8 protein-coding genes are annotated in these 13,561 nt (G+C 65.4%); 3 read left to right on the top strand and 5 right to left on the bottom strand.

Annotation, left to right across the window (positions count from 1 at the left end):
* Nucleotides 1-198: 198 nt before the first annotated feature.
* Nucleotides 199-4,407 (bottom strand): PPC domain-containing protein, encoded by a 4,209-nt coding sequence (locus KY501_RS32165; RefSeq protein ID WP_224367490.1) that lies wholly within the window; start codon nucleotides 4,405-4,407, stop codon nucleotides 199-201.
* A gap of 255 nt (nucleotides 4,408-4,662) precedes the next feature.
* Here KY501_RS32165 and KY501_RS32160 point away from each other — a divergent pair, with 255 nt between their 5' ends.
* Nucleotides 4,663-5,007, top strand: a complete 345-nt coding sequence (locus KY501_RS32160; RefSeq protein ID WP_224367488.1) for a hypothetical protein — start codon at nucleotides 4,663-4,665, stop codon at nucleotides 5,005-5,007.
* Between the two features lie 48 nt (nucleotides 5,008-5,055).
* Here KY501_RS32160 and KY501_RS32155 read toward each other — a convergent pair whose 3' ends face one another.
* The 3 genes from KY501_RS32155 to KY501_RS32145 form a co-directional block, all read right to left on the bottom strand.
* Entirely contained in the window at nucleotides 5,056-5,511 is a 456-nt protein-coding gene (locus KY501_RS32155) for a hypothetical protein (RefSeq protein ID WP_224367487.1), read from the bottom strand.
* A gap of 225 nt (nucleotides 5,512-5,736) precedes the next feature.
* Complete coding sequence (locus tag KY501_RS32150; protein ID WP_224367638.1) at nucleotides 5,737-8,055, bottom strand: CARDB domain-containing protein; 2,319 nt, start codon at nucleotides 8,053-8,055, stop codon at nucleotides 5,737-5,739.
* 148 nt (nucleotides 8,056-8,203) lie between these two features.
* The gene (locus KY501_RS32145; protein ID WP_224367485.1) at nucleotides 8,204-9,874 is read right to left on the bottom strand and encodes an RCC1-like domain-containing protein; all 1,671 of its coding nucleotides are present in this window, start codon (nucleotides 9,872-9,874) and stop codon (nucleotides 8,204-8,206) included.
* Between the two features lie 94 nt (nucleotides 9,875-9,968).
* Here KY501_RS32145 and KY501_RS32140 point away from each other — a divergent pair, with 94 nt between their 5' ends.
* Entirely contained in the window at nucleotides 9,969-11,348 is a 1,380-nt protein-coding gene (locus tag KY501_RS32140) for a GAF domain-containing protein (RefSeq protein WP_224367484.1), read from the top strand.
* A gap of 117 nt (nucleotides 11,349-11,465) precedes the next feature.
* The gene (locus tag KY501_RS32135; RefSeq protein WP_224367482.1) at nucleotides 11,466-11,891 is read left to right on the top strand and encodes a DUF1501 domain-containing protein; all 426 of its coding nucleotides are present in this window, start codon (nucleotides 11,466-11,468) and stop codon (nucleotides 11,889-11,891) included.
* A 118-nt stretch (nucleotides 11,892-12,009) separates the two neighbouring features.
* Here the strand turns inward: KY501_RS32135 and KY501_RS32130 are convergent, their stop codons facing one another.
* On the bottom strand, nucleotides 12,010-13,551 hold the full coding sequence (locus KY501_RS32130; RefSeq protein WP_224367477.1) for a choice-of-anchor A family protein: 1,542 nt from the start codon (nucleotides 13,549-13,551) through the stop codon (nucleotides 12,010-12,012).
* Nucleotides 13,552-13,561 lie beyond the last annotated feature (10 nt).

The following is a 13,561-nucleotide window of genomic DNA, read 5'->3' as shown; positions in this document are numbered from 1 at the left end:
CAATAACGGCTCAGCCAGGCAATCATTGCCTGACTCTGCGTCATCGCCCGCGAGAGGACGACTTGTATTGCCTGAGCTTGAAGGTGGATCCAGGAGCCTGCCAGGCGGGCTTGGGCTCGGACTGCTTGGTTCACCAGCAGGTGGAGCTCGGAGCGCCATGGGGGGCCTCCGAGCTCCGAGCAATCGAGTCTCCGACCGCTACTGGACCTTCACCGTGTACGCGCCCGTGGCCGAAGCGGCCTGCACCCGGACGAAGTGCACCCCTCCCGCCGCGGTGCTGGTGAAGGAACGTGGGCTCGAGCCGCTGGAGATCGTCGTCGTCATGTCCGGGGCGTACACCGTGATAGTCGTCGAGATGCCCGTGGTGGTCACCGTGTAGGACGTGCTGGCCGCGAGCGACACCGCGAAGAAATCCGCATCCCCAGAGATCTCGATGGTGCCCGCCAGAGCGGTCCCCAGGGTGAGCGTGGTGGCCCCCGTGAACGTGTCCGAGTGATCATCCACTCCGCGATCGTTCAGCCGGAACGAGTATGCGCCAGATCCAGAGCCTGCGTAGACCCTCACGTAGTAGGTGCCCGCAGTGGGGAACTTGCGAGTGACCTGCGCGCTGTTGCTGGAGCTCGTGTCCGAGGTGAGCAGCGTGCCAGCCGCGTTATACAGGCCCAGGTTACAGTCGAAGTTCGAAGTGGTGCAGAAGAAGTCGAAGGCCTGTCCCGCCACGGCTGTGAAGGAGAACCAGTCCTCGTCGCTCGCCAGCTCGAGCAGTGCCGGCGTGGCCGTCGCGGACGGCACGATGGGGGCGGCCGTGGCCCGTGTGTCCCCATAGTCATCGAGCCCGAGATCCTGGAGCTGGAACCTGTAGCTGAAGTTGGAGCTCTCCCAGGTATACACGGTGGCAACCAGGTAGTAGGTACCTGGCGTCGCCACCTCGTAGCGCACCGTCGCGGAGGAAGAGGTGGAGGTGCTCGATGCGAGCGTCGTTCCCGCCGCATCCCTCAGGTATGCGTTGCAGTCCAACGACGACGAGGCCGGGACACAGGTGAACTGGTAGATGTGGCCTGCCTCCGCCGTGAACGAGAACACATCGGTGTCCCCCGGTATCTCGAAGTTCGCCAACGTGGAGGTCGTCGAAGGCACGATCGGCGTGGCCGTGGCCTGCGTGTCCCCGTGGTCATCCACGCCCTGGTCCTTGAGCTGGTACGTGTAGCCGCCGACCACCGTGGTCGAGCCATCCCCGAACTTCAGCCGGACGTAGTACGTGCCCGCAGCCCCGATTTCGTAGAGGATCTTCGCGGAGAAGGACGAAGTCACGTCCTGGCGGAGCACCGTCCCGGAGGAGTCCGCCAGGAAGAGATCGCAGTCGCCCGCGGCCGCCGTGCACGAGAACTCGTAGATGTGGCCCGCGGTGGCGCTGAACGAGAACACGTCGTAGTCCCCCTTGGTCTCGATCAGGCCAGTGGCGCCGCTGGCCATCACGGAGATGGGGGTAGCGGTGGCATCCGTATCTCCATGGTCATCCACGCCCTGGTCCTTGAGCTGGTACGTGTAGCCGCCGACCACCGTGGTCGAGGCATCCCCGAACCACAGCCGGACGTAGTACGTGCCCGCAGCCCCGACTTCGTAGAGGATCTTCGCGGAGAAGGATGAAGTCACGTCCTGGCGGAGCACCGTCCCGGAGGAGTCCACCAGGGCGAGATCGCAGTCGCCCGCGGCCGCCGTGCACGAGAACTCGTAGATGTGGCCCGCGGTGGCGCTGAACGAGAACACATCGTAGTCCCCCTTGGTCTCGATCAGGCCGGTGGCGCCGCTGGCCATCACCGAGATGGGAGTAGCGGTGGCCTCCGTGTCTCCGTGGTCATCCACACCCAGGTCCCTGAGCTGGTACGTGTAGCCGCCGATCACCGTGCTCGAGGCCGCCCCGAACTTCAGTCGGACGTAGTACGTGCCCGCGGCTCCGACCTCGTAGAGGATCTTCGCGGAGAAAGACGAAGTCACGTCCTGGCGGAGCACCGTCCCGGAGGAGTCCGCCAGGAAGAGATCGCAGTCGCCCGCGGCCGCCGTGCAGGTGAACTCGTAGATGTGGCCCGCGGTGGCGCTGAACGAGAAAACATCGGTGTCCCCTGCGATCTCGATCTTGCCGGTGGCGCCGCTGGCCATCACCGAGATGGGCGTAGCGGTGGCATCCGTGTTTCCGTGGTCATCCACACCCAGGTCCTGAAGCCGGTAGCCGTAGGTTCCCGTGGCGCTGGCGGCGTTGCCCCCCTTCACTCGGACGTAATAGGTGCCCGCAGTGATGAGCTGGCGGCGCACGACTGCCGAGGTATTGGAGGAGTGGTCCGCCGTCAGCACCGTCCCCGTCGCGTCGAGCAGCTCCACGTCGCAGTCGATGGTCGTGGCGGTGCACGAGAACTCGTACAGGTGCTCGGCCGTGGCTGAGAAGGAGAACACGTCCACATCGCCCGAGAGCTCCAGAGTGCCCGTCGCCACGGGCGCTCCGGCCGTGAGGGCGGTGGCGTTGGCCAGGTCATCCCCGTGGTCATCCACCCCGAGGTCCTCCAGCGAGTAGGTGTATGCCCCCGTCGCCGAGCCATCGGTCTGCACCCGGAAGAAGTACGCGCCGCCCGTGTTGAACTCGTAGGTGATGACGGCGGGTGTCTCGGGGCCGGTGGCGCTCACGAGAATGGCACCCGTGGAGTCGAGTAGCTCGACATCGCAGTCCAGGACGCTGCTGCCGCAGGTGAAGCGGTAGATGTGCCCGGCGGTCGCCGTGAAGCTGAAGACATCCACATCTCCCATCTGCTCCAGCGAGCCATTGGAGACGCCTCCCCCCGCGTTGATGGGAGTCGCGGTGTCGATCGTGTCACCGTGGTTGTCGACGCCCAGATCCTCCAGGCGATACGTGTAGCTGCCCACCGCTCCCAAGGAGATCCGGAAGTAGTACGTCCCCGCCTGGGTGTACTCGTAGACGATATAGCCCGTGCCCCCGTTGTTGTCGGTCGCCAGCACGTTGCCCCCCACATCGGAGAGGCTCACCTGGCAATCCACCGCTCCGCCGCTCGGGTTGCAGGTGAAGGCGTAGATATGGCCGGCCTGCGCCTGGAACGTGAAGATGTCTATGTCATCCGGTTGCTCGGAGCCACCCGACGCCGGCGGCCCGTCGATGACCACGGGCGACGCCTCCGGAGGAGCATCCCCATGATCGTCCACCCCGAGATCCGTGACCGTGAAGGTGTAGCTGGCGCGCAGCTTCCCCGTAGGCTCCTGAATGCGCAGGTAGTAATCCCCCGCGCTGGTGATGCGCGTGAGCAGCTTCGGCGCCACCTGCTCGCTGGAGACCCTCACCGTCGTCTGCTCCGGCGCGATGAGCTCCAGCCGAAGCGCGGCCGTGCTCGCGGCGCTCCACGCTGCCTCGAAGCGATAGCTGTGGCCTGCGGTGAGAGGCACCTTCACCACGTCGCGGTCCCCGTCGAACTGCAGGCTCCCAGACACCGGAGTCCCGTTCGGGGCCGTCAGCGCGGTGGCGAGCGCGGGCTCATCCGCGAAGTCATCCGCGCCCAGATCCGTGAGGGAGATGCGGTAGGTCCCGGTCTCGCCGCTGGAGAAGGCACGGATCCGGAAGAAGAGCGCGCCCGCTCCCGCCGCCTTGTGGACGAGCCGCGCCGTCGCCTGTCCGCTGTGGTCCGAGGCCAGCACCGTGGAGCCATCCTCCGCGTAGAGGTCCAGGTGCAGCCGCTCACCCGCGACTCCCGTCGCCACGGCCTCGTAGACATGCCCGGCGACGGCGGTGAGCTTGAACCAGTCCTCGTCAGCCGAGGGGCTCAGCGTGTGCTCCTCGTTCTGCGTCCCGCCGGCACCCACGGCGCGTGCAAGCGCGGGGCACTCATCGGGCTCGAAGGAGTCACCCGTGGAGTGCTGCCCCGAGCAGGTGACGGGCTGCTCAGGCCTGCACTCTTCCCCCTCTGGGACATAGCCACTCACGCACGAGCAGACCGGCTGGCCGTTCGAGACGCTGCAGTCCGTCTTGTTCGGAGTGGTGCAGGGGTTCGGCTCGCATGGATGGGGCGTGACGCAGACACCGTCCTCCTCTTGCTTTCCGGGGTCGCACGAACAGACAGCGCCGCCATTCACGCTGGAGCACTGCCCGCGACCCGGCTGCACACACGGGTTGGGCTCGCAGGGGTTGGGCGGAGGCTCGTTATCCTTGACGCAGGTGAGGCCATCCGCGTGGTAGCCGCGATCGCACTCGCAGGTGGCCTGCCCGTCGCTGGCCACACAGCGCCCGAGTCCACAGACGATCCCCTCGCACGGATCGGATACAGGGGGTTCTTCTCCAGGACAACCCGAGAGGGTCACCACGAAGAGCGATAGGGTGAGCGCCAGCAGGCGCGGCGAGAATTCTCGTTTCATAAGATGTAGGAACCTTGTTGAGATAAAAAGAAGCTGCCCGCCGCATGTCTGTCCCGGGAGACAAGGGAATGAACGACTCCCTCATGGGCAGACAGGCGGGGAGCGAGTCCGACGGCGGCGGGCGGGCTCGATTCAACGTCCCACGAAGAAAAGTACAGCAGGCGTTGAGGTCCCTCGGACCCTGGGGATTCCCCCAGGGCGCAGGCCCAACGCGCTGCGCGCCGCGCTTCTCACTCTCTCAACGAGAACGACGACATGAAAAGAGGCGTGGGGATCGCGCTGTGGATGGTGACGCTGGGAGGGGCTGCGTTCGCGGGCACCCCTGAGGCGCCATCTTCCTTGGACTCCCTCAAGGGCCAGTTCGGCTTCAACTGGTTCAACTCACCGAGCAAGGAGAAGTGCGTCGAGATCAAGGACAAGCTGCTGAAGGAGTTCCAGAAGAACTACACGTGCGATCTGAAGGAGATCGCCAACACCTCTTCCGGCAAGCCGGGGGTGGCCTGCACGCGGAAGGACGAGAAGAAGCAGTACCTCATCTTCAAGACCAAGGCCTTCTGCGAGGAAGAGCGAGAGACGCAGATGGCCAACTCCGAGGGGTGAGGCCCCGGGGCGCTGATCAACCCCAGGGACACGGGACGCATGCCGCGCTCAGCAACTCGTCGGCTGACAAATCCCCGCGCAATCATACGTGCAGTCGATGCGCGCATTACACGTGACGAGCCACGTGGCTTGCGGGTCGTTGCATGATCCGTTGACCGGCCCGACGCAGGACGTGCTCGCGAGCTGCTGCTCATAGTAGTAGCGACCACTATAGCAAGCTGCGGGCAGGCCCCTGCCGACAGTACACCACACAGAATAGTACTGGAATTGTCCGTAGGAGGTGTCGGTTATCCACATCGAATTGTGTAATCCGACCCTCCAATCGCAAGCCAGAGCAGACGTATCGCCCTGCTCCTGAGTCCCCTCTGCTGCTCCTGCCTGAGCCGCTTCAGCCTGAACCTCTTCAGCCTGCAGCTCCCCATCCATCGGCGCATTGCAGCCAAGAATCATGAACGCGCTGCACAGAGATGCCGCGAACAGCGAAAGCGACTTGCGGTTGATCACCAGAACCTCCATGGAATGCGCGGAGTCCTCTCCGCGTGAAGACAGACCATACTTCCATGCGGCCGCGGTAAGCCAGACAATATAGGGACGGAGCCAATCCCTTCCTGGATGGATAGTTCCGTCCACAGCAGCACGGGGTAGGGCATATGCCGAGCGGGACAGGGCCACCAACACTCGAGAGGCTCCAGGTTTGTGCCCCTGGAGCCTCTCGTCTTGCCGTATGACTCAGTGCGTGAGGGTGAACTGCTCGATGATCCGGGTGTTGTTGTCCAGGAACAACTCACGCTCGTCGTCGCCGCCGCCGCCCGAGTCGATGGTTGCGGCCAGATAGTAGGTGCCCGGCGGGACGAACGCCCAACCCTCTACCTCCAGCGTCTGGCACTGGCCAGGACCGAGGTCGCTCATGTACCCACGGCCCACGTTGAAGTCCGGCGAGCTGGAGTAGGGCGAGTAGGGGGTGATGATCTCATCCTTCGACAGGTACAAATCCACGCTGGGCGAGTCCGTCGCAGTGCCCTGATTGCACACCGTCACAGAAGTCGTGAAGGGCTCTTCCTCGTGAGCACTCGTGGGCCCCGTCGCGGCGGACACGATGAAGTCCGGCTTGCTGCCGATGCCAATCCGATTGCCTGCGAGCGAATTGTTGTCCAGGAGGACCTCGGCTGAATCGCGATAGTTACCCAAGGCCGCGACAGCACCCAGGTAGAAGCGCCCCTCCGGGGGATTCCACCACTCGATCGAGAGCGTTTGGCACTCGCCTGGGTTGAGGTAATTCGTGGACCCTTCGCCGAAGTAGTAATCCGGCGAGCTGTCATATTGAGTGTAAGGGGTGATGACGGTGTCGTCGGACAGATACACCTGCACGTGCGTTCCGCCAGGCCAATGCCCCTGGTTGCACACCGTCACCGAGGTAGTGAAGGCTTGATCCGGCAGCGCGCTGACCGGCCCTGTCACGGCGGACACCACGAAGTCGGGCACGTCGCCAATGCCGATGCGGTTCCCCACCCGTGTGTTGTTGTCCGACCGGAGCTCCTCAGGCCAGGACCCAGACTCATTCACCGAAGCGCCCACGTAGTGCGCGCCGAACCATAATGACGCGGCCCAACTGTTGATCGAGACCGTCCGGCACTCGCCTGGATCGATCGAGGGTATGTATTCGTAGCCCACGGTGTAATCCGGCGAGGGGGCGTCTGGCGCGCCTGGAGTGATGAGGGGGTCCAGGGACAGGTAGAGCCGGACGTCCGCGTCCGTCAAGTTCGGTGCCGTGCCCTGGTTGCACACCGTGACGGAGGCGGTGAGTGGGTATTCCGAGTCGAGGGTCGATCCCGTCACGGCAGACACCACGAGGTCGGGCCCGGAGCCGACGCTGAGGCGGTCGCCCACCCGCGTGTTGTTATCCTCGCGGAGCTCGTCAATATCCCTGTCACCATTCACCACGGCGCCCACGTAGTACGTGCCTTGCGAGCGGGCATAGCCGCCCACTTCTTGCGTCCTGCACTCGCCTGGGTCCAGGTAATAAGTGGAATGGGAGCCCAGCAGGTGGTCCACGTCCGGTCTGTCCGGCCCTTCCGGAGTGATGATGGCATCTTCGGACAGGTACAGCTCGAAGTCCGCTGAGCCGCCAGCCGTCCCCTGGTTGCACACCGTGACGGAGTAGAGGGCGAAGGAGTCCAATTCCACGCTAGCGGGCCCCGTGATGGCGGACACCACGAAGTCTGGCTCTTCGCCAATGCTGATGCGGCTGTCCGCGAGCGAGTTGTTGCTCTCGCTCAGCTCCGGCTCGCCGTTCACCGGAGCCACTACGGCGCCGAGGTAGAACGTCCCCGTTCTCTCGGTATAGGTGTGGATGTTCAACGTCTGGCACTTCCCGCTGCCGAGGTCGATGTAGTTCACGTAGCCCACCTCTTCATCCGGCGAGTCGCTGGAGGACGAGCTCGGGGTGATGACGGTGTCCTCGGACAGGTACAGTTCCAATTTCGCCCAGGTGTACAGGGGGCCCTGGTTGCAGACCTTCACCTGGGTGGTGAACTCATCACGCGGCTTCGCACTGGTGGGCCCCGTTACCGAAGTCACGATCAAATCCGGCTTGTAGCCCACGGCGATGCGGCCGCTCACCCGGGTGTTGTTGTCCTCGTTCACCTCGGGGATCGTGTTCTGCGGATCCACGAACACGCCCAGGTAGAACACCCCTTCGGTAGGCCAGGGGGAGTCGCCGATATGGATCGTCTCGCACAACCCTGGGCTGAGGGAGTAGCTGCCGCTCGCGGAGCCGAAGTAGGTATCCGGCGAGGGGTTGGAGGGCGAGCCCTGAGTCACGACGGGGTCGGTGGACATGTAAGCCGACACCGTTGGCAAGCCCTCCTCGAAGCCCACGTTGCAGACGGTCGCGAAGGCGAAGACCTCCGGGAAGTTGCCTGACACCAATCCGGGCACGAAGATTTCGGTCACCACGAAGTCCGGGCCTGTCGTGACGGCCCGCCGAGCCGTACTCAAGCCCGCCGCCGGCTGGGTCTCGGGCGGCCCACCGCACGCCGCCAGAGTCATCCACACGGCCGCCCCAACGGCAGCCTCAACACTCCTGCTCCTACCGCTCATAGAACACGTCCTCGTCGGAAAGCCGCCGGCCCGGCGCGGCTCCCCGACGAGGACGCAATGTCAGAAATTCAAAACTAACGAGGAGTTCCGGTTGGGGCTACCCGCCCAGCGGGATCTTGAACTCGTAGCGATTCACCTTGATGACATCCGAGATCGCCTTGGCGTAGGGATGAGTCTTGCTTTCGCCGCAGAGGAAGTGGCCCAGCATGCGCGCGGTAGCCTTGCCCGCCTGCCACGTGTCCCCCCACTGCACTCCGTTGGCGACTTCGTACTCGTAATAGAGGAAGGCGTCCCTCGAGTAGTAGAAGTGCCTGACCTGCTTCAGCTTGTTGCTGATGCCAGCGAAGATCGCGCGGTGGATGGCGGGAAATCCGAAGTCGCCGTCGGCCAGGGGTTTGAGCACGTCCTCCACGATGTGCCTGGCCTCCTCCGCGCAGAAGAACTCGAGGCTCTTCGTCTTCTTCCGGATGCTCCGCTCGGCGCCGCGAGTGATCTCGATGGTGTTGTCTCCCTGGACGATGCTCCACCGGCGGTCTTTCTGGACCACGGTGAGCACGGCATCCTGCCCGAGCTTGACGGTGAGGTCGGGCGGCTCCTCACGGCCTTTGAGCGCATCCACGTTCTTGCTGTTGAGGTACATCCACAGGGCGTTTTGCGAATCGTCGATCGTCCCGTTCTTCAAGACCCTGCCCGTGAGGGTCACCTTCTCGACGTAGGTATATTGGGTGATTCTCTCTAGAGCTCCGTCCTTGATGACGGTCACGATCCGATACTCGCGCCCCTTGTCCTTCAGGCTCCAGGTCCGCGGCTCGTTCCGCTCCATCGCCGCCAGCGCCGCGCCCGCCGAGAGGGGAAAGCCCTTGTCCGCGAACACCTGCGCCAGCGACATCACCGTGGGGACGTTGAAGCTCGTCGAGAAGAGGAGGTTCCGCTCGATGCCGTCCTCGCTGGCGAACGCTCTGAGGCGAGACACCTGCGCGGTGGACAGCAATCGGCTGTAGTTCAGGTCGGCCTCGAGGCCGAGAATCCCGTCACAGAAGGGACCCTCGGGAGTGAAGGCGAGGCCGATCTCGGTGTGCCCCATCTGGGGGTTCAGGTGGGCGCCGCTCCCTTCTTTGGGAATCATGCCTCGGGTCAGGAGCACGGCGGTCTCAATCTCCTTCCCCTGCAGCGAGCGGTCCCGGGTGAACTTCTGGAACTCATTCTCCTGAGGGAGCACCGAAGCGAAGAAGTGCTTGGTGGGCTCCACCTCGTCGTCGTGCACCAGCTTGAAGATGCCGTCGAGGGGAATCGGGGGTTCGCCGGACAGGTGCGAGACGCCGATGAGGCTGAGATCCTCCGCGTACATCACCGAGAAGGAGCACGAGCTGACCCCGTAGGTGACGAGCCGCTCGAGGGGGAGTGGGGGAGCGGTCCGCAGGGTCCATGTGTGCTTGCCGCCGAGCCCGTCCACATCCACCCGCTCCAGCAGCGGGAGATCAGGCGCAGCCCCGTAGGCCTTCTGGCCCGAGTTGTTGCCAAAGCAGAAGACCAGCCCCGGCACGTAGTGGTCGCCGGCCTTGGTCAGCACGATGGCGTGGTTCCATCCGAGCACGCACGTGTAGAGGTTCTTCTCCGCGTTGGTCTTGACGAAGTAGGTGTCCTGCGTCGCCGCGACCTTGACGATCTTCCGCACTGCGTCAGCGGCTTTTTGTCGGTCCGGGGTGGTGGCCGGCGCGCCCGGGATGAGAAAGTCATCGTTGATGCTCAGGAACTCCTTGATCTCCATATGCGCTCCATCGGGCCGTCATGGTGTCCATCCACGCGCATTGTAGCGCGTGTGCCCGACTGGCCATGCCGCCACCGTGATAGGGAAGAACCCCATGGCCTGGGGAATGATCGTTGAGCCCGATACCGCGTGGTCCTCGAAGTTTCAGGGAGTGCTGGCTGAGCTGGGCCTGGAGCCCGTCGTCGTTCCGGATGGGAAATCCGCGAAGGCCACGCTTCTGGGGCGCCCCGAGGCTCCCACCGTGGTGCTCACCGAGCTGTCCCTGGCAGGGATCGACGGCTTCGAGCTGATCCGCGAGATCCGGAAGCGCTCGCCCTTCGCCCGGATCATTGTGATCTCCGCCTTCGTGAAGATGCGCAACGCGGCCCTCGAGCAAAAGGATCTCCTGGGCATTCAAGAGGTCCTCGCCAAGAGCGTCTCCGTCGAGTCGCACCGTCGGACCCTCTATCGTGCGCTCGGGCGCAAGCTGCCCGAGGCCCCTGCCTCCACGGCTTCCCCCTTCGAGCCTTCCGCCCCCATCCCCCAGCTGCCTCCGCTCGACGAGAGCGCCACAGCCACGGTGCGGGAGCAGGGGCGCCTGACGAAGCTGGCCAGCCTGAATCTCGTCGATGAGGGGCCAGCGGACGAGACGCTCCAGCGGCTCGTGCGGGAGACGGCGCAGGCCTTCGATGTGCCCATCGCACTCCTGTCGCTGGTGCTCGAGAAGCGGCAGTGGTTCAAGGCGTACGTGGGGATCGGCGGCCAGGTGCTTCAGGACCGTGGCACCGAGCGCGAGGTGGCCCTCTGCGCCCACGTGGTGGAGGCGGACCAGCCCACTCCCCTGGTGGTCCCCGACGCTACCATTCACCCCGTCTTCAGCAGCAACCGGCTGGTGCGCGAGGGCTTGTTCCGCTCGTACGCGGGCGCCCCGCTCATCACCCGCGAGGGCACGGTGCTGGGGACCTTGTGCATCCTTGATCAGAAGCCGCTGGGCATCTCCGCCGAGCAGGTGGACACGCTGGTGGCGCTGGCGCGCCGGGTGGCCGGAGAACTCGAGCTCCGTTTGCAGCTGCGCAAGAGCCAGGCCTCGCTGCACGCGGAGCGGAGTGCACACGCGGGGCAGCGCCTGCGTGCAGACATCCTGGCCGCGGCGCTCAACAGCTTCGAGGACGCGGTGATGATCCTCGATCACCGGCGCGTCATCCTCTTCGCCAACGAGTACATGTCCTGGCTGGCGGACCGGAGTGTGGACGAGCTGATCGGCATGCAGCGGGATGCGTTCATCCGGGCCTTCGCGACGCGCTTCAAGGATCCCCTGGACTTCGTGCGCCGGGTGCGCGTCATGGCGGAGGGCCCCTACGTGGGGCGGGAGGACTTCGAGCTCCAAATGGTTCCGCGGCGCGTGGTCCGGTGGACTTCCAAGCCCGTGCCTTTCGCCGATGGCACCTTCGGCCAGATCACTTTCTACCGGGACGTGACGGAGGAGAAGCTGTAGAGGCGAAGCCTCAACGTGTGGGGTGAAGCCCCCCGAAGGAGTCTCTTCCGTCGTTCGAAGCGCGGGCGCCGTTCCCTCTGCGTATCCGCGTGGCTCCGGCGAGTGAGGTCGCGGCATATGCACACCAACCACCTGCGCATCGCGCTCGAGATGGTGGGGCGGCTGTGCATCGAGATGAGCCTGACCCCGAGCCGGTCCAACCCGTCCCGGTCGCTGCTGGACGAGACGCTGGTCTATGTCTACAGCGACTTCGGGCGGACGTTCCCGAAGCAGGGGAGCGACCACCATCCCGCGACGTGCGCCATCCTCGTGGGTGGCGGGATCCAGGGGAACCAGATGCTCGGCGGGTACGACGAGACGATGAACGGCTCCCCCATGGGCGCGCCGGTGACGCTGGTGGAGGAGTCCGGGGAGAAGGTGACGCGCGCACCGCGCTCACAGGACATCACGGCGACCGTCATCCGAGCCTTCGGGCTGGAGCCGGGGAAGGACTTCTTCATCCCCGGGGGCTACGGCTTCTATGACGGCGTCGTGAGGACCTGACGCGCTCCACCTGCTGCTTGGGCCCACGAGTGGCCCGGGCAGCATCGGGTGCGGTAGGGACTGCTGAAGGAGGCGGGGGGCAGCTCACTGGCGAGGCAACGCCGCACAGACCCTCACCTCAGTGGTTGCCGCCGTAGCCGCCACCGCCACCGCCGTAGCCGCCACCACCGTGATTGTGGTCACCGTTGGGGCAACCATCACCATTGTGGTGACCGCCGCTACCACCACCGCCACCACCGTGGCCGCCACCGCCACCGCCACCGCCGTGATCGTGGCCACCGTTGGGGCACCCGTCACCATCGTGGTGACCGCCGCCGCCGCCGCCACCACCGTGGCCGCCACCGCCACCGCCGCCGTGATCGTGGCCACCGTTGGGGCACCCGTCACCATCGTGGTGCCCACCACCGCCACCACCGTGGTTGCCACCACCACCACCGCCGTGATCGTGGCCACCGTTGGGGCATCCGTCACCGTCGTGGTGACCGCCGCCGCCGCCACCACCGCCGTGATCGTGGCCGCCGTTGGGGCATCCGTCACCATCGTGGTGACCGCCACCGCCGTGATCGTGACCACCGTTGGGGCACCCGTCACCATCGTGGTGCCCACCACCGCCGCCGCCGTGATCGTGGCCACCGTCGGGGCAACCGCCATCGTTACCGCCATGGCCGCCGTCAGGCGTACCACCACCACTGCCGCCATCGGACGGACCGCCAGTGCCTCCATCGGACGGACCACCGCCATTGCCGCCGTCGGGCGTCTCACCGCCACTGCCGCCATCGGGCGTCTCACCGCCAGTGCCGCCGTCGGTAGGAGGAGGCGGCGGCTGGCAGATGGTGTGCTCCGCCAGCGCGTTGATATGGCCCTCGGCGTTGCCCGTCAGCGACTTCGCGTAGATGCCGCCATCGAAGCTGCCGTTGGTGAAGTGGATGTCAGCGAAGGGCGCCAGCACCGTGCCCCAGAAGCCGAAGCCCTCGGCGGTGATGCTGGTGGTGTCCACGAAGTTGTAGAGCACGCCGTGCTGGTCGATGCCTCCGCTGAACTGGGTGGCGAAGCCGCCGAACGTGGCCGAGGCCCCGTGGATGTTGACCACCACGAAGGAGCCGGCCGGCGCGTCGATGGACCACAGCTTGGCGCCGGTGAAGTCGCTGGCGTTCACGTCGAAGATGTTCCGCCACGCACTCGTGCCGCGCAGCATGAGGCCGCCCCAGCTCTCGCGCGTCGTGGTGCCGTTGGCCGTCTGGCTGGCCAACTGGGCGGACAGGTTGACCAGCTCCGTGCCGCGGGCGGCGAAGTCGATGGGAGCGCCCTGCGACACGGCGCCTCGCGAGTAGACCACCGACTGATCGGCGCTGTAGCTACCCCCGTGCCATGCATCACCCCAGACGCCGCCATGGGTGAGCGTCAGGTTGCCGCCCGCCACCAGCGTGTTGGCGATGTCCGTGGCCGGCAGCCTCCAGCCCACGGAGAAGTTGTCCATGGTGATGTTGCCAGCCGCCGCGACCTTGCCCTCCACGTCCGTGCCCAGGGTGTAGTCCCCGAGCAGGAACAGGTTGTAGTCATTCAAGTGGACCGGGACGACCGAGGAATCGGGCGAGCAGGCGCCGTTATCGTCGAGGTTGCTGCTCCCTGCGCCAGGCCCCTGCTCATCTTCAGAACCCATCAGACCGCAG

Origin of the sequence: Hyalangium versicolor (genome assembly GCF_020103695.1) — a bacterium.
Taxonomy (GTDB): domain Bacteria; phylum Myxococcota; class Myxococcia; order Myxococcales; family Myxococcaceae; genus Hyalangium; species Hyalangium versicolor.
This window is presented reverse-complemented; position numbering and strand designations above follow the sequence as displayed.

Excerpts from the sequence above, each read along its gene's own strand:
- KY501_RS32160 (WP_224367488.1), top strand. The coding sequence starts at position 4,663 with ATGAAAAGAGGCGTGGGGATCGCGCTGTGGATGGTGACGCTGGGAGGG.
- KY501_RS32145 (WP_224367485.1), bottom strand. The coding sequence starts at position 9,874 with ATGGAGATCAAGGAGTTCCTGAGCATCAACGATGACTTTCTCATCCCG.
- KY501_RS32140 (WP_224367484.1), top strand. The coding sequence starts at position 9,969 with ATGGCCTGGGGAATGATCGTTGAGCCCGATACCGCGTGGTCCTCGAAG.
- KY501_RS32130 (WP_224367477.1), bottom strand. The coding sequence starts at position 13,551 with ATGGGTTCTGAAGATGAGCAGGGGCCTGGCGCAGGGAGCAGCAACCTC.
- KY501_RS32150 (WP_224367638.1), bottom strand. The coding sequence starts at position 8,055 with ATGACTCTGGCGGCGTGCGGTGGGCCGCCCGAGACCCAGCCGGCGGCG.
- KY501_RS32165 (WP_224367490.1), bottom strand. The coding sequence starts at position 4,407 with ATGAAACGAGAATTCTCGCCGCGCCTGCTGGCGCTCACCCTATCGCTC.
- KY501_RS32135 (WP_224367482.1), top strand. The coding sequence starts at position 11,466 with ATGCACACCAACCACCTGCGCATCGCGCTCGAGATGGTGGGGCGGCTG.